This is a genomic window from Gemmatimonadota bacterium (genome assembly GCA_041390105.1).
Classification (GTDB): Bacteria; Gemmatimonadota; Gemmatimonadetes; order Longimicrobiales; family Gaopeijiaceae; genus JAGQIF01.
This window is the reverse complement of record JAWKQO010000001.1, coordinates 241,373-257,168: the sequence shown is the minus strand read 5'-3', so window position 1 is coordinate 257,168 and position 15,796 is coordinate 241,373. Positions and strand designations below refer to the sequence as shown.

Sequence of the window (15,796 nt, the reverse complement as noted above, 5' to 3'; positions counted from 1 at the left end):
CCACGCCCCTGCACCGAGGCAGCGCAGCCAGAGCGTCCCCGTCACGTTCCCCTCCCGCGAAGCGTTTCCCACCAGCCCGTACAGGAGAACGTCCGTGAGATGGAACGCCCTGGTTGCCGGTCTGGGGTCGTGCGTCCTGGCCGCCTGCAGCTCGTCCACGATGCCTGACGCGGTGTTGTTCGACGTCGGCTCCTCCGTCGCCCTGTCCTCGGAAGGGGCCGCAGCTTTGTGGCCGCGCGATCCCGTCCAGATCGTGCGAACCCGCCTGGAAGGGGACGTCCTTCATCTGGACATCGAGTATGGAGGCGGGTGCGCGGAACACCGCTTCCAGCTGGTGGCCGCGGGCAGCTTCCAGGAATCCGATCCAGTCCAGATGCAGGCGTTCCTGGCGCACGACGACGGGGACGATCCCTGCGACGCGCTGCTCACCTCCTCGCTCCGCTTCAGCCTCGAGCCGATCGCCGTTGCGTTCCGCTCGGCCTATCGCGCTTCCAGCGGACGTGTCCTGCTCAGGATCGACGGCTGGGCGGAGGCGATCGACTACCGGTTCTGAGGCCTCAGTCCGCGTCTGCCGCGAGCAGCGCGTTCAGCAACACCTCGGTACCCTCCACGATACGGGCGTCGTCGGTGTGCTCGGCAGGCGAATGGCTGATGCCCCCGGTGCTGGGCACGAAGATCATGCCGATCGGCCCCAGCCGCGCCATGCTCTGTGCGTCGTGCCCGGCACCGCTGGGCATGCGCAGGTGCACCAGCCCCACTGCATCCGCCGCGTCCTCGATATGTCGCCGGAGCGGCTCGGCCGTCGGTGCCGCGTGGCTGATGTAGAAGGGTTCAAAGCGAACAGCGCCACCCGCAGCGCCGGCGATCGCCTCCGACCTGATCCTCACCTGCTCGAAGAGCTGGTCGATGACCTCCATCCGCAGGTCCCGTATCTCGAGCGTGTGCTCGACGCGGCCGGCGATGACGTTGGGCGCACCGGGGAAGGCCTCGATCCGTCCGACCGTCCCGACGTGGGTGCCAGGCGTGGTCTTCATGAGCTCGTCGATCGCGACGACGATGCGGGACGCGATCACCAGCGCGTCGGTACGGTCTGACATGGGAGTGGTGCCGGCGTGGTTCTGGTGACCCTCCACGCTCACCCGCCAGCGCCGGATGCCGACGATCCCCTCCACCACGCCGATCGGAACGCCTCGTGCGTCCAGGACACCGCCCTGCTCGACATGCAACTCGAAGAACGCAGCCACACTCCCGGGCGCACGCGCTGCTTCGCGGAGGCGGTCGGGGTCTCCCCCGATGCGTCGGGTCCCCTCCCCGATCGAGAACCCGCTGGCCGTCATCAGCGTCAGCTCCTCTGCTCCCACCTCCCCGGCGAGGGCTCGCGATCCCGTCTTCCCCCCCTCCTCGTTGGGGAAGACGATCACTTCCAGAGGATGGCGGAGGCGCACTCCGTGTTCGCGCAGCGCGTGGGCTACCTCCAACGCCCCCGCCGATCCGACCTGGCCGTCGAAGTTTCCTCCGTCCGGTACCGAGTCGATGTGAGAGCCCACCACCAGTGGGGGCAGATCGGCGGAGCCTGACGTCCGGCCGATCAGGTTGCCGGCCACATCGACGGACACGTCGAGACCGGCCGCGCGCATGTGGTCGGCAACGGCTGCCCGGGCCGCCAGATCCGCATCGCCATAGGCCACCCGACTGATGCCCCCCGCGGGCGTGGCGCCGTAGCGCTCGAGGCCGTGGAAGAAGGACAGCAGCCGATCGGCATCGACGCGCAGGGGAGCGACTACATCCGGGCGCCAGGGCAGGCCGAAGCCGGCCCAGGCCGCCCCTACGCCCGCCACGAACTCGCGACGGGTCCAGGACCGGGTCGCATTCACGGGCGGCGACCCGCCATTCGGCCCAGGGCGGCCTCGCTCCTGCGGAGCGAGATCATCATCACGCCCAGCGCGAGGGCGGCGTTCAGGACCCGCCAGACCGAGAACGGTGCCTGCCCTTCCCCTCCCGCCAGCACCTGGTCGGACAGGGCCAGGATGGGAAGCCACAACCCCACGAACAGCAGAGTCAGGTTCACTGTGCTCTCCACGATGCCCACGACCGGAGCCCAGCGGGGGCGGGCGCGGCAGACCAGGCCGAGGGCCAGCAGCCCCGCATAGTAGGCGCCTCTCTGCAGCGGCGTTGCCAGCGCTACGCGAACCGGAACGTGCACGAGCGCATCCAACCCCCAGAAGAAGATCGTCCCGCCCAGATAGTAGATCGACAATCCTGTGCTCTTCCGGAGCGGACCCAGCGCCTCCGTCATGGGCTAGCCGTTCAGGTCCCTGGGGCGTACGAAACGCTGCAAGCGTCCCTGGCCCCAATCCACCTCTCCCCACAACTCACAGGGGAAGTCGATCACCGCCAACGCGCACGTCGGATACTTGAGGGTCATGCGCTCCAGATCCCGCTCGGACCCGTCGACCACGAGACGGCAGGCCGCCTCCTCCAATCCCGGATTGTGCCCGAGCACGAGCACACTGGAATGCTCGAGGGGCTGGGACTGCACCAGACGCAACAGCGTGGAGGGCGCGGCCATGTAGAGTGAGCGATCGTACTCGACCGGAACGCGTCCGCCCAGGAGCGGCGCGACGGCTTCCCAGGTCTCGGCGGCGCGCCTGGCCGGCGAGCAAAGCGCGACATCGGGGAGCAGATCGTTCTCCCAGAGGTAGCGCGCCATCCGCGGTGCGTCGTTGCGCCCCCGCGCGGCGAGCGGACGCTCGAAGTCGTCCAAGGAAGCGTCATCCCAACTCGACTTCGCGTGACGCAGTAGCAGCAGTCGTCTCATGGGGAGACGTCTTACCACGAAGGCTCGCCGGCAGGCAAGCCCGTTCCCGCGTCACCTGGACGCGCGCACGCCCTCCCGGACCGGCAAGAAGGGAACCGAGTCGCCCGGAGAGACCAGCCAACCCTCGTAGCGCTGGTAGCGCTCCCGGTATTTCCCTCCGTCGCCGCGTCGCCAGAACATCCCCTCGGTGGGCAACGCCCACCGGCGTCCACCCGGGGCGGCGCTGGCGAACACGACTCTGCCGCCTGCGCCCTCCGCGGGCTCCGGCGTATCGAAGGACCACTCCGCGTAGGCCACCGTCGTATCCGGCGCGATCTTGAGGATCCCCCGGATGGAGGGCTTTCCCTCGTTCCGCGGACAGAAGCGGATCAGCCACCCCTCGGAGGTGGTGTCCTCGATGGTGAAGCGATGCAGCTTCCCGAAGACCGGATCCACGAAGTGCGTGGAGAAGTCCGCCTCCAGCGGCGGGTACCCCCAGGCCTCGAACATGCCGTCTGGGCTCGGAGCGGAGAGCCGCCGCGCGTAGCCGCTGCGCTCCACGCGGCGGCGCCAACTGGCGCGGAAGAGCGGAGCCGAGCCCCGTTGCTCCGTGCCGGGTTGATCGACCCGCACGGGACCCAATTCGGACACGGGCAGCGCCACGATGGTGGACGCCAGATAGGTGGCGATCCCGAGACGCTCCAGCGACCGATCGTAGCGCGCGCTGGCGGCCTCCCACAGCGCCCGGGCCTCGCCGTCCTCGTCGGGCCGGCACACTGGCTGGGCCACATCCACCACCAAACCCTCGATGACCACCGGATCCGCAGCCATGCGGAGCTCGTAGTCGACCAGACCCGGCTCCACGCGCGGGCGGATCGCCTGGTAGCCGTAGCGATAGAGGTAGAGGCTGTGGGCGCGTTCAGCGATGGGACGCGTGAACGTGAAGCGCCCCTCTGCGTCGGTCCGCGTCCCCGCCAGGCGGTCCGACGAGCTCCACGCTTCCACCAGCACGTCCCGAAGTGGAGTGCCCTCCGTGTCCGTGACGCGCCCGCGGATCTGCGCGGCCGCTGGGGTCGCGGCCAGAGCCACCCACACCATCATCCAGGCCGACGTGGTCCGTCTCATCACCGAAGTACTAGCGGGGCCGAGCGGCGCGTGTTCCCGCCCGGGGGCCAGGCGCGGGTCCCCTCACGCGCGCGGAGCTTCCTAGAAGGCGACCTCGAGCGCCTCGCACAGAAACCGGACGAACGGGCCCGCATCCCGACAAAGGGCACCCAACTCCTTGAGGAGTCCAGGCCCGCACGCCGTCTCCACCTCCAGGGGCGCCACGGCGATGAAGTCCTTGCGTCTGAGATCGTCGACCACGGGATGATCGGCCGCATAGCCCCTCGGCACCCGGCTGAGCGACTCCCCCGACAGGTCGAAGCGATCGCGGAACCGCTTGCCGTCCCGGACCCGCTTCCAGACCCGGGGCTCCTCGCCCAGGCGCTCCCGGATCCGTTCCAGCGCAGGCCGCTCGGGGCGCCAGATCCCCGCGCCCAGGAAGACCTGGCCCGGCTCCAGGTGCAGGTAGAACCCGGGCGCGTGCGCCGTCCGGGCCTGCTCATGGCGGAAGTGGATCCCCACATGCGTCTTGTAGGGGCTCTTGTCCTTGGAGAAGCGGACGTCCCGGTGAATGCGGAAGAGGGATCCCCCCACCGGCCGGGGGTCGGCCCGGAAGTGGGGGCTCACCTTCTGCAGGTGGGGTGCGAAGTCCTCGATGAAGCGCAGCGCCGGCCCCTTGAGGTGCTGCTCGTAGCGGTCCCGATGGGCCTCGAACCAGCTCCGCTCGTTGTTGGCCTTCAGGTCGGCCAGGAAGCGGAACAGCTCCGGCGAGAAGTAGGTGGCTGGCACGGTTCCTCCAGGGGTTCTCGTTGCTACGACAGCGGCAGGGAGGTAGTATTTCTCCTTGCTTTCAGCGATTCAAGACAGGCGGAGTGGATGGCCAACGACGCGATCGAGATGGAAGGGACCGTCACCGAGGTCCTTCCCAATGCGAACTTCCGGGTGCAGCTGGAGAACGGGCACGAGATCCTCGCGTACCTTTCCGGCAAGATGCGCAAGTTCTACATCCGGGTGCTCGAGGGTGACCGGGTGAAGGTGGAGATGTCCCCCTACGACCTGACGCGTGGTCGCGTCACCTACCGATACAAGTAGGCCCCTCTCTACCGCCCTCGTCCGCGGCGGTCCCCCGAACCCTTCCCTTCCCCCTTCTCGGACAGGCTTCCTGCCCACCCCTGAAGGCGCTTGCGGTACCTCTCCGGCAGGCCTGGATCCCGCATCAGCTCCTCGACGGCACCGATGAGGGAGTCGGCGCTGTGCGCCCCCGCCTGGAAGAGTCCGTCCGGCCGCTGCTCCGCCTCCTGCGATGAGCGATAGAGGCTGAGCCACAGGTCCCAGCGCTCGCCGAAGCGCAGCACGCGATAGAAACGGCGCCCGAGGTGGGGCCCACCGGCCACCAGGTCCAGGAAGAACACGACGGCCGCGATGGGACCCAGGATGACGTCCATGGCCCCATCGAGAATGAGCTTTAGCTCGAAGACCAGGAAATCGCGGACGAGCACTCCGCGCGACGGCGTGCGCGCGGGAAGCACCTCGGCCTTGAAAGGCGCCCCGCACTGCGTGCACCGCTCCGCGCCCCCCGGCAACGGAGTCCCGCAGGTCGCACACGTGTCGCTCACAGCACCTCCCCTCTCAGCGCCTCAGGTGGTTCGTCGCCATCGCTCGAAGGTGGCGATGGCCTCGTCGAGGACATCCTCGGCGGTTCGCCCGTCCTTCTTGCGCACCGCAAACCCGTGGTCCGCTCCCTGTAGGACGTGCAGCGTGGCCCCTGGTTTCAGCCCTTCGATCACGGGCTCCAGCAGCTCGAGCTCCGAGAGGGCGTCCCGGGAGCCCTGCAGGAACAGCATGGGGATCTCGATCTGGGCCAGGTGGGCGGCGCGCGCCGTGCCCGGCCGACCGGCCGGGTGCAGTGGGAATCCGAAGAACACCAGTCCGCGCACGCCGTCGAGCGGGGCCTGCGACTGGGCCAGCGAGGTCATGCGCCCACCCATCGACTTGCCGCCAGCCAGCAGGGGAAGCTCGCAGCGCACGCGGGCGTGCCGGACCGCGGCGCGCACCGTGTCCAGCAGCAGAGGTTGCGGGTCCGGTCGTCGGCTCCCGCGGTCCATGTACGGGAACTGAAAGCGCAGCGTGGCCACACCGATTCCCGCCAAACGGTCCGCCACCGTCTCCATGAAGGGATGCCGCATGCCGGCGCCCGCGCCATGGCCGAACACGTAGAGCAGGTCGGCCCCAGAGGGGGACGACCACAGTCCAGACACGGCGGCCGAGCCGTCGGGCAACTCGATCTGTACGGTCTCGGTCACGCGGACCCCCCGGCCAACTGGAGGAAGCGACTGGCGAGCGCGGGCCCTGTGCCCTCGTCCTCGTGTTTGAAGAAGACGTAGAGGTCGTCCGCGCCCAGGCGCCCCAGGCGCTCCACCCAGAATCGCAGGTCCTCATCGGAGTATTCCACGCGGCGCAGGCGCGCATAGACGAAGGGAGCCGTACGCTCGACGCGCAGCAGCGCCTCCTCTCCGGAGTCGGCCACCACCCACGCGGCGCCGTGGCCACGCAGCATGTCCAACACAGCCTCGTCCTCGGCCCAGGACGGATGGCGGAATTCGAACGCCGCTCGCACTCCACCCGGGAGCGCCGCCAGGAATCCCTGCAGACGCTCCAGGTCCTTCTTGAAGTTGGGGGGAAGCTGGAAGAGCGTGGGGCCGAGCTGGGACCCCAAGGTCGTCGTGGTATCGGCCCAGTAGCCGATCTCCTCGGCAACGTCCTTGAGGCGCCTATGGTGCGTAATGCGCTGCGATGCCTTGAGCACGAACTGGAAGGTGTCGGGCACCTGGGCCCGCCAACCCTCCAACACAGACAGCTTGGGCATGCGGTAGAAGGTGTTGTTGATCTCCACCGCCTGAAAGCGGTCGGCGTAGAACCCCAGCATGTCCGCAGCCTTCAGGTCGGTCGGATAGAACGAGCCCTTCCACTCCTTGTACGCGTATCCGCTGGTTCCCACGCGTAGTGTCACGGCGTCTCCCGGATCCGGGCGGAAAAGGCGGGATCCGTCCAGGCCGCCCGCGCCCGCTCACTCACCCGGTAGCGCTCCCGCGCGGCCTCCAAGGACAAGTCGGTATCGATGAGCCCGTGCTCGTGCGCCACCCGATCCGAGTAGCCGGGCAACATGATGCGGGGACCGTAGCCGATCCGCTTCGGGCTCACCCGATTCACGTGGGCGAGGATGTTGGTGGTGCAGTTGTTGAAAAGCGTGTTGTAGAACTCCGGCTGCTCGCGTAGCTGGTCTGCGCGCCGCAGCATCTCGACGAACAAGGCCCGGGCGCCCTCGGGTGTGGCCCGAATGGGGTACAGGTAGACGTCGTCCTCACGGTGAACGGCACGCACGCCGAGGAGATCGCGCTCCGCGCCCACGACGTAGATCACCTGAAAACGATGGAGAAGACCGCCCAGCATGGAATAGGGCTCTCCGCGCTGTCGCCTCGCCTCGACGGAAACCGAGACGTAGGTCGAATCGGCAAAGCCGAAGCTGAGGAACGAATGCGCCGGACCGCGCCAATCCGTGGAGAACGGCACCAGCACATACCACACGCTCTCCAGCTGGTCGAGGTCCAACTCGCGCGTCTCGTAGCGCGCCTCGTACTCGTCCGCCGAGCGGTAGGTGAAGTTGCGATAGCCCTGGATGGTGACGCGCTGGCCGTCGAAGCGCACCGCCGGCAGCTCGGCATGGTCATCGGCCCAGTCGCCACCGATGGGCGGCGTCAGCGTCAACCAGAAGGCCGCTCCCACGAGGACGACCAGACCTGCAGCTAGGATCCACATGCGGCCACGGCGTTTGGAGGGCATGGAAGAGTGGCTCTACCTTGAGTGCGGACGGCGGGGCTCCCCGGAGGGAGCCGGCTCACGGGCGGAGCGCCCCCTGAACCCCTCTCCGGGCGGTGGCTGCGACCGGCCGCCGACACACACGCCCGCGGATCTCCGTAGGGACGGCCGCAGAAACCCAAACCGGTCGAGATCACCCATGCGCTCTCTGATTCTTCGCTTGCTCATCAATGCAGCCGCGCTGTGGGCAGCCGCCCGCCTGGTGGACGGCGTGTCGCTGACGGGGGATGGGTTCGGCATCCTGGTCGTGGCCGTCATCTTCGGATTGGTCAATGCAATGATCAAGCCGGTGGTCAAGCTACTGTCCCTTCCTCTGATCTTCCTGTCGCTCGGCCTGTTCACGCTGGTGATCAACGGCCTCATGCTCTGGCTGACCTCGGCGCTGTCGTCGGTCCTGCAGGTGGACGGACTCGGGCCCGCCATCGCGGGAGCCCTGGTGATCTCGATCGTGTCGGTCATCCTCAGCTGGATGGTCGCGGACGGGGACCGCAAATCGCGCTGACCGTGGCGAGCGGAGACTCCCCCGAGCGCCGGAGCATCCGCATCGCTGCGGGCCGCCTCACGCCGGGGGGATCTGATCGAACGTCTGGTTGAGGATGGGATACCGGCGCCACTCGCCATAGTCGAAGTGCCACCACTCCCATTCGTACACCTGAAAGCCCTCGTCCTCCATGGCCTCGCGCAGCAGCTCTCGCAGCCAGCGCTGGTGGTCGGTGCCACCCGGATAGTCGGGGAAGGCCCGGTCCGAGAACTCGTCGTACCCACTGACCATCTGCACCGGCACGCCCGTACGTCGGTCGAAGAGCGTCAGATCCACGGCCGCACCCCGGTTGTGCCGGGACCCCGAGGAAGGGTCCGCCACGAAGAGGCGCTGATCCGGAGGAGTGGCGTCCCAGAACATGCGCGTCACGTACCAGGGTCGGTACCCGTCGTGGACGAGCAGGCCATAGCCGTGCCGCTCCAAGGCCTGGTGCGCGCGCACCAGGGCCTCGGCGGCGGGACGCTGCAGGAAAGCGCGGGGCTGCTCGTAGAACCGCTCGCCCATGAAGTTGTTGGTGGTGGCGTAGCGGATGTCGAGGCGGATGGTCGGATCGAGCGTCACCAACTCGACCAGCTCCGGGTCGCGGAAGTCGCCGACCTCCTCGGGTGGTTGAGCGGCCAGGGCCTCGGGCCGCAACTGCTCGGCGGTCCGCAGCGGATTGATCCGGAAGGTGCTGCCGTCTTCCCCCGAGAGGGCGCGGCGCTCGAAGACCACCGACCCGGCGAGGATCGCGCGCGTGGCTCGACCCTGGCCGTCTCGCTCGAACACCAGGGTTTCGTGGTCGTAGAGCCCCGCGTCGGGGAATCGGAAACGGTCGGAGGCCTCCTCCAGGAGTGGGTAGCGGAAGAACCATTCGATCAACGCCTGCAGCTGCCCGTCCTGTTCGAGGACATACAGCGTGTTGTGATCCCAGCCGTATTCGCCGACCAGCCCCGCCCAGCGTTCGGGGGCGGCGGGCGGCTCCGGCACCGCGATGCGCCGGTACGAAGACCCCGCCCGGGAGCGGATCCCGTCGCCGGCCTCCACGAAGTAGCCGCCGTATCCGGTTCGGTCGTCGGCGATCAGCGTGTCTCCTCGTTCGCGCAGCTCCACCCGCGAGCCGCCGGCAACGAACTCCAGATACAACCGGCCACCCCGCTCCAGCAGGTCGATCGACGCGACGCCGTCGGCATCGACGTAGCGGCCCTCCAGCCGCTCCGCTCGCTCCGGGCTCAACGGTTCGGTCGGTGCCAGCTCGGGAAGGTCGGCACCCGTGCGCACCGCCAAGGCCGAGCGCAGTGCCGCGGTCGCGATGCGCTCGACGACCGGGTTGGCGATGTCCATCGACGTGACCACCACCACCCCCAGCCGTTCGTCGGGGAGCGCCGCCAGCTCGGTGGCGAAGCCGTAGATGGCGCCGCCGTGCCGCACCACGCGTCGTCCGTCCAGCTCGGAGACAAAGAACCCCAGACCGGCTCCCGTCCTGGTGCCCTCGGGCTGGAACTGCGGTGTCCACATGCTCTCCAGCGTCTCGGCCTCGACGATCCGGCCCCCCGGGCCGGTCCCCCCCGCGAAGAGCATGCTGAGGAAGCGGCCCAGGTCGAGCACGGTCGCGTACATGCTGCCCGCGGGGGCCATCCCCAACTGGAAGGTGGGGGCGTCGAACTCGCGGCCGTCCAACGTCCACATCGTGGCAGCCGCCAGACGCGCGCGGATACCCTCCGTGGGCTCGAAGCCACTCGAGCGCATCCCCAGAGGAGCGAGCACCTCTCGCTGCAGCAAGCCCGCGAAATCTTCGCCCGCGTGCTCCTCGAGCGCGAAGCCGACGGCCGCGATGCCCGCATTGGAGTACTTGGTGCGGGTCTGGGGCGGAAGCACCAGCGCGGTCCGTGAGAGGCTGTTCACTGTTTCGGTCAGCGTGGGACCCCTGTCGTCGAAGTAGTGGCCGACGGGGGGCTCTCGAACCAGCCCCGACCGATGCGACATCAATTGGCGCAGCGTGATGAGCGCTCCTTCCGCCGCCTGGGGGTGCAGATCGGGGAGGACGTCCTGGATGGGGCCGTCGAGATCGAGCTCACCACGCTCGACGCGCTGCATGACGGCGAGATCGGTGAACAGCTTGGACACGGACCCGACCCGATACACCGTATTGGCGTCGGCGGGAACGGAATCGGCCGGACGCTCCCACCCGAAGCCCTCCGCCCAGACGGGGGTCTGATCGTCCACCAGCACGACGGACAGAGCGGGCAATCCCTTCGCCTCCATCTCCTCGTGGATGAAGGCGCGCAAGCGCTCGACTGCGACGACCAGCGACTCGGGGGGATCGATGCGGGCGGGATCCCCCCCGGGACGGCTCGGGTCGGCGCACCCGACGATCCACAGCGCCGCCCAGATCCACCAGCGGTTGTGCAGTCGAGACATCACAAGCTCTCCAGCGAGGGGGGCGGCGTTGCCTCCGGCCCGAAGCGGCGGTCACATTCCAGACATGGGAACCGATCGAGAGGTGCTCGCGCAAGCTCTTGCCTGGCGCAGACAGGACCGCGGTGTCGCCCTCGCGACCGTCCTGCAGACCTGGGGGTCTGCCCCCCGCGCCGCCGGCAGCTTTCTGGCGGTCAACGACCGTGGCGAGTTCGTCGGATCGGTCTCCGGCGGGTGTGTGGAGAACGCGGTGGTCGACGAGGCCCTGGGCGTGATCCGCAGCGGAGAGCCGCGGCGGGTGTCGTACGGGGTGACCGACGAGATGGCGTGGGAGGTCGGCCTGGCCTGTGGTGGCCAGGTGGAGATCTGGATCGAGCGCGTCGAATGAAGCGCGCTCTGCTCGAGGAGCTCGCGGCTCGCTCGCGGGACCGTGAGCCCCGCGTGCTGGCCACCGACCTCGCGACCGGAGCGTCAGCGGTGGTTCGCCCTCACCAGTCCGAGGGGATCCGGCCCGACCTGGTGGCAGCGGCCGAGAGCGCGTTGTCCCGCGATGCCGCCGCCGTGCACGAGCTGGCCGGCTCACCCTGGTTTCTCCGGCCGTTCAATCCGCCACCCCGCATCCTGGTGGTGGGCGCAGTGCACATCGCCCAGGCCCTGGCCGCGCTCGGTCCGCTGGTGGGCTTCGAGATCATCGTCATCGACCCACGCACCGCCTGGGCCACGTCAGAACGCTTCCCCGGCGTGCGGCTCGTCACCACCTGGCCGGAGCCGGCGCTCGCCGAGCTCGCGCCCGACCCGCGAACCGCCGTGGTCGCTCTCACCCACGACCCGAAACTGGACGACCCCGCGCTCGTCCGCGCCCTCGCGTCAGATGCCTTCTACGTGGGGGCGCTGGGCAGCCGGCGCACGCACGCGCGCCGGATGGAGCGGCTGCGCGACCATGGCGTGAGCGCAGCCGAGCTCGAGCGCATCCACGCGCCGATCGGGCTGGACCTGGGCGCGCGCACACCGGCCGAGATCGCGCTGGCGGTGCTCGCGGAGATCCTGGCGGCGCTGCGGAACCGCTGATCTGTGCGTTTCGAACCGACGCCCCTCGACGAGGCCCAAGGCGCGGTCCTGGCCCACTCGGTACGGCTCAGGGATGGAGTGTTGTTGAAGGGAACGACCCTCGGCGACGTCGAGATGGACCGCCTGCGCAGCGAAGGCATCGGGCAGGTCGAGGCGGTACACCTGGAGGCAGACGATCTCGCGGAGGATCAGGCAGCGCATCAGGTCGCCCTCGCCTTGTGCGGCCCCCATCTGGGCGTGGATGCACCGATGCTCGGGAGAGCCAACCTCACCGCCCAGGCCGCCGGCCTGGTGCTGCTGGACGAGGCACGACTGACCGACGCGAACTGCGTCGACGACGCCATCACCCTGTCCACGTTGGCGAGCGGTGCTCCGGTCCGCGCCGGTCAGCTCGTGGCGACCGTCAAGATCATCCCGTTTGCGGTGCCTGCCGCCTCCGTGAAGGCAGTGACGTCCGTGTTGGCCGATGCCCCACCCCTTGGGCTGGCCCCGTTCCAGCCCCTTCGCGTCAGTCTCATCATCACGCGAGCCCATCACGAACCCGAGCGCCGCGCTCAGCGCGCGATCGACGCCGTGGGCGAACGGCTGCTCCTACTGGGGAGCCGCCTTCGGCGCGTCGATGTGGTTCCGCATGACCGAGCGGCCGTGGCCCGGACCATCGCAGCGCACCTCGGAGAGGGCGTGGACCTCCTGCTCCTGTTCGGCGCCTCCCAGACCAGTCACCGAAACGATGTCCTTCCGGAAGCCCTGGTGCGCGCGGGCGGCCGGATCACGAGGGTGGGCATCCCGGCCGACCCGGGAAACCTGTTGTTCCACGGGAGCCATGGGCAGGCCACGGTGCTGGGCGTTCCCGGCTGCGCTCGCTCCCCCACCCGCAGCGGTTTCGATCCGGTGCTGGAACGGGCCATGGCAGGCCTCGAGCTCGATGCCCGCTGGTTCGCCTCGCTGGGTGCGGGCGGGCTGTACAAGGAGAGCGCTGCCCGGGGTCAGCCGCGCGCTCAGCCCGCCGGTGGGGACGCTCCCCGGGGGATCGCCGGCCTCTTGCTGGCCGCCGGGAGGTCGACGCGCATGGGGGGCGCCAACAAGCTCACGCGCACGCTGCGCGGCAAGCCCTTGGTGGCCTGGGCGGCCGACGCCTTGCTCGCGTCGCGCGCCTCGCCGGTGGTGGTGGTGACGGGCGCCGACGCAGAGGACGTGGAGCGGGCGCTGGCAGGGCGCCCCCTCCGCTTCGTCCATAACCCCGACTTCGCCGACGGCCTGAGCTCGTCCTTGCGCGCGGGGATCGACGCGTTGTCGGCGGAGCGACCCGCTGGCGTAGTGGTGGCGCTGGGCGACATGCCGCAGGTCCAGCCCGCCCATGTCGACCGCCTCATCGACGCGTTCTCACCGGCGGAAGGGCGAACGGTGTGCGTCCCGGTCCACGCGCGCCGACGCGGCAATCCGGTGCTGTGGGGCGCTCACCACTTCGAGGCGCTGCGCACTCTTCGCGGCGACGCCGGGGCTCGGTCGCTGCTGAGCGAGCTCCACGCCGACGTGGTCGAGGTCTCCTTCGACGATCCCGGGGTGCTTCTGGACGTCGACACGCCGGAGATGCTCCTGGATCTCGGAGGGGAGCTCGGCTGACCCCCGAGGGACATGCTCCGAGCAGGGCCTGGAGCGTGGCTCACCTGACCCGCGCGGAGCGCGCCGCGGAGGGGCTTCCGTTCGGCACCTTGACCCACTCCGTGAGTAGCATTCTCCGGAGCAACCGCTTTTGGATCCGGGGGTGGGGCGTGGGAGTGCGCGACGCTGGGTGCTGCGTTCGGTGGGCCTGGACGGTGTGCCGTCTTACGCTGGTGCTGCTGGGACTCGCCGCGGCTCCGCACGCGGCCGGGGGCCAGGCGCGCCACCCTCGCGTGGCTCTCGTGCTGGGGGGCGGCGGGGCTCGTGGCGCCGCGCACATCGGCGTCCTACGCGCACTCGACGAGCTGCGTGTTCCGGTGGACCTCGTGGTGGGCACCAGCATGGGCGCAGTGGTGGGTGGCCTGTTCGCGGCGGGGCTCACCGACACCGAGATCGAGCGGGAGGCCACCAGCATCGACTGGGCCGACGTCTTCTCCGGTAGCCCGCCCCGCGACGATCTCAACTACCGGCGCAAGCAGGAGGACCTGACGCTTCCAGTCCAGCTCGAGCTGGGACTGCGGAGGGGGCGCCTGCACCTGCCGCGCGGGCTGGTCACCGGACAGGATCTCAGCACCCTACTGTCGGCGCTCACCCTCCCGATCGGACCTGTGCACGACTTCGATGATCTCCCCGTGCCGTTTCGGGCTGTCGCGACCGACATTGGAAGCGGAGAGATGGTGGTCTTGGAATCAGGCGATCTGGCAGAGGCGATTCGAGCCAGCATGGCGGTGCCGGGCATGTTCATCCCGATCGAGCTGGATGGTCGCCTGCTCGTCGACGGGGGCCTCCGCAACAACCTCCCAATCGACGTGGCCCTGCGTTGGAATCCGGACGTGATCATCGCGGTCGACGTGGCCACTCCTCCCCTGGAACGCACGGAGCTGGTGAGCGCGTTGGCCATCGGCCAGCAGGCCATGCGCTTTCCCATCCAGGGCATGACCATCGAACAGACGGAGCGCCTCCGTCCCGGACAAGACGTTCTGCTCCGCCCCCAGTTGGATTCGGTCCAGTTCACATCGTTCGAGGCGATCCCCGCCGGCGTGCGGGCGGGTCAGCGCGCCGTCGTTCGTGCGGCGACCACCCTGCGTCACTACTCGCTGGGCGTGGAGGAATACGCCGCCTGGAAGCGTCGGCGCACCGAGAAGCCGAGCATGCCGCTCGCTCCCGAATTCGTGCGCATCGAGAACCACTCGCGCATGGCCTCCTCGGCGCTGCGTCGGGCCCTGGGCGTCGACCCCAGGCGACCTCTCGACGTCGGGGCGTTGGTGCGGGGACTCGACCGGATCTATGGCATGGGCTCGTTCGAGTCGGTGCGGGTGCGCTGGTCCGAGGAAGACGACGCGCTGGGACTCGTCGTCGAAGTCGTACCGGAGCCGTGGGGCCCGAACTATGTGCGCTTCGGCATCTCCCTCCGGGATGACCTCGGCGGTAGCTCGGCATTCGACGTGCTCGTCAACTACACCGCCACCCAGCTCAACGGTTGGGGGGGTGAGCTTCGCAACGAACTGCAGGTGGGGCGGCGGCGACGCGTCCTCGCCGAGCTCTACCAACCGCTGGGAGCTCGCAGTCGCTTGTTCGTGGCACCGCGGTTGAGTTGGTCCCGCACTCTGGCGGAGGTGTTCACCGGGCCGGTGCGGATCGGGCAGTTCCGCCGCACCGAGTGGGGCGCCGGACTGGACGGCGGCATCGAGCTCGGCAACTGGGGCGAGGCACGCGTCGGCTGGTGGTTCGGTGGCATCGACGTCGACCGTCGCACCGGACCGGTGGACTCGACCACGGCAGGACCGCACGTGAGCGCGTTGCAGGTGGCACTTGGTGTGGATCGTCTGGACGATCGGGGCTTCCCCACCCGCGGCGAGACCTACCGGGTCGAGCTCGTCCGACCGGTCAGCGCACTGGGGGGCGACGCCACCTACGCGAGGCTTTCGCTGTACGCACTCAAGGCTGCGACCGGCGCCCAGGGGACCGTGCTCGCCCGCGCGCGTGTCGCTACGTCCCTGGGCTCGTCCCTGCCCTATTGGGACGCGTTCGAGTTGGGTGGCTTCCTCGACTTGTCGGGACTGCAACCGCGCCAACAGGTCGGGAGCGAGCTCGCCCAGGTGGGGCTCACCTTCTACCGCCCTCTGGCCACCTTCCCCACCACGCTCGCCGGTGGCCGCATGTTTCTGGGTGCGTCGGTCGAGGCGGGCAACACGTGGAGCACAGCGTCCGCCGTCTCCCTCGACCGGCTACGCGTGGGTGGGGCCGTCTTTGCGGGTCTGGAAACGTTCCTGGGACCGGCCTGGCTCGGCTATGGACGTGCGGACCGGGGCGAAGGCGCCTGGTATCTGGCGGTGGGACGCACCTTCTGA

At 69.2% G+C, this 15,796-nt stretch carries 17 protein-coding genes; 7 read left to right on the top strand and 10 right to left on the bottom strand.

The window, feature by feature from the left end; genetic code table 11:
- The first annotated feature begins 94 nt into the window (after positions 1 to 94).
- Complete coding sequence (locus R3E10_01160; protein MEZ4414341.1) at positions 95 to 553, top strand: hypothetical protein; 459 nt, start codon at positions 95 to 97, stop codon at positions 551 to 553.
- A gap of 4 nt (positions 554 to 557) precedes the next feature.
- Here the strand turns inward: R3E10_01160 and R3E10_01155 are convergent, their stop codons facing one another.
- The 5 genes from R3E10_01155 to R3E10_01135 form a co-directional block, all read right to left on the bottom strand.
- Positions 558 to 1,874: a Zn-dependent hydrolase gene (locus tag R3E10_01155; protein MEZ4414340.1), complete on the bottom strand. Its 1,317-nt coding sequence runs from the start codon at positions 1,872 to 1,874 to the stop codon at positions 558 to 560.
- Positions 1,871 to 2,296: a hypothetical protein gene (locus R3E10_01150; protein MEZ4414339.1), complete on the bottom strand. Its 426-nt coding sequence runs from the start codon at positions 2,294 to 2,296 to the stop codon at positions 1,871 to 1,873. The genes R3E10_01155 and R3E10_01150 overlap by 4 nt, the downstream gene beginning before the upstream one ends.
- 3 nt (positions 2,297 to 2,299) lie before the next feature.
- Complete coding sequence (locus R3E10_01145; protein ID MEZ4414338.1) at positions 2,300 to 2,818, bottom strand: histidine phosphatase family protein; 519 nt, start codon at positions 2,816 to 2,818, stop codon at positions 2,300 to 2,302.
- A gap of 51 nt (positions 2,819 to 2,869) precedes the next feature.
- Complete coding sequence (locus tag R3E10_01140) at positions 2,870 to 3,922, bottom strand: carboxypeptidase-like regulatory domain-containing protein (protein ID MEZ4414337.1); 1,053 nt, start codon at positions 3,920 to 3,922, stop codon at positions 2,870 to 2,872.
- A gap of 81 nt (positions 3,923 to 4,003) precedes the next feature.
- The gene (locus R3E10_01135; protein MEZ4414336.1) at positions 4,004 to 4,690 is read right to left on the bottom strand and encodes a DUF2461 domain-containing protein; all 687 of its coding nucleotides are present in this window, start codon (positions 4,688 to 4,690) and stop codon (positions 4,004 to 4,006) included.
- A gap of 87 nt (positions 4,691 to 4,777) precedes the next feature.
- Between R3E10_01135 and infA the strand changes: the two genes are divergently transcribed.
- Positions 4,778 to 4,993, top strand: a complete 216-nt coding sequence (gene infA / locus R3E10_01130; GenBank protein MEZ4414335.1) for a translation initiation factor IF-1 — start codon at positions 4,778 to 4,780, stop codon at positions 4,991 to 4,993.
- A gap of 8 nt (positions 4,994 to 5,001) precedes the next feature.
- On the opposite strand, the gene R3E10_01125 is transcribed toward infA, so the two are convergent.
- The 4 genes from R3E10_01125 to R3E10_01110 are packed head-to-tail and all read right to left on the bottom strand — an operon-like array spanning position 5,002 to position 7,717.
- On the bottom strand, positions 5,002 to 5,517 hold the full coding sequence (locus R3E10_01125; GenBank protein ID MEZ4414334.1) for a zinc ribbon domain-containing protein: 516 nt from the start codon (positions 5,515 to 5,517) through the stop codon (positions 5,002 to 5,004).
- A 21-nt stretch (positions 5,518 to 5,538) separates the two neighbouring features.
- Entirely contained in the window at positions 5,539 to 6,204 is a 666-nt protein-coding gene (locus tag R3E10_01120; GenBank protein MEZ4414333.1) for an alpha/beta family hydrolase, read from the bottom strand.
- Positions 6,201 to 6,911, bottom strand: coding sequence for a DUF72 domain-containing protein (locus R3E10_01115; GenBank protein MEZ4414332.1), 711 nt, complete (start codon positions 6,909 to 6,911; stop codon positions 6,201 to 6,203). Before R3E10_01115 ends, R3E10_01120 begins: the two co-directional genes overlap by 4 nt.
- Positions 6,908 to 7,717: a DUF4105 domain-containing protein gene (locus R3E10_01110; protein MEZ4414331.1), complete on the bottom strand. Its 810-nt coding sequence runs from the start codon at positions 7,715 to 7,717 to the stop codon at positions 6,908 to 6,910. Before R3E10_01110 ends, R3E10_01115 begins: the two co-directional genes overlap by 4 nt.
- A 199-nt stretch (positions 7,718 to 7,916) precedes the next feature.
- Between R3E10_01110 and R3E10_01105 the strand changes: the two genes are divergently transcribed.
- A complete protein-coding gene (locus R3E10_01105) occupies positions 7,917 to 8,279 on the top strand; it encodes a phage holin family protein (protein MEZ4414330.1) in 363 nt (120 codons plus the stop codon).
- 57 nt (positions 8,280 to 8,336) lie between these two features.
- On the opposite strand, the gene R3E10_01100 is transcribed toward R3E10_01105, so the two are convergent.
- Positions 8,337 to 10,718 carry a serine hydrolase gene (locus R3E10_01100; protein ID MEZ4414329.1) on the bottom strand — a complete coding sequence of 794 codons (2,382 nt, stop codon included), beginning with the start codon at positions 10,716 to 10,718 and terminating at the stop codon, positions 8,337 to 8,339.
- Positions 10,719 to 10,782: 64 nt separating this feature from the next.
- Between R3E10_01100 and R3E10_01095 the strand changes: the two genes are divergently transcribed.
- Genes R3E10_01095 through R3E10_01080 form a run of 4 tightly spaced genes read left to right on the top strand, consistent with a single transcriptional unit; the run spans position 10,783 to position 15,796 of the window.
- The gene (locus tag R3E10_01095; GenBank protein ID MEZ4414328.1) at positions 10,783 to 11,103 is read left to right on the top strand and encodes an XdhC family protein; all 321 of its coding nucleotides are present in this window, start codon (positions 10,783 to 10,785) and stop codon (positions 11,101 to 11,103) included.
- Positions 11,100 to 11,783 (top strand): XdhC family protein, encoded by a 684-nt coding sequence (locus R3E10_01090; protein MEZ4414327.1) that lies wholly within the window; start codon positions 11,100 to 11,102, stop codon positions 11,781 to 11,783. The genes R3E10_01095 and R3E10_01090 overlap by 4 nt, the downstream gene beginning before the upstream one ends.
- 3 nt (positions 11,784 to 11,786) lie before the next feature.
- Positions 11,787 to 13,406, top strand: coding sequence for an NTP transferase domain-containing protein (locus R3E10_01085; protein MEZ4414326.1), 1,620 nt, complete (start codon positions 11,787 to 11,789; stop codon positions 13,404 to 13,406).
- A 35-nt stretch (positions 13,407 to 13,441) separates the two neighbouring features.
- The gene (locus R3E10_01080) at positions 13,442 to 15,796 is read left to right on the top strand and encodes a patatin-like phospholipase family protein (protein ID MEZ4414325.1); all 2,355 of its coding nucleotides are present in this window, start codon (positions 13,442 to 13,444) and stop codon (positions 15,794 to 15,796) included.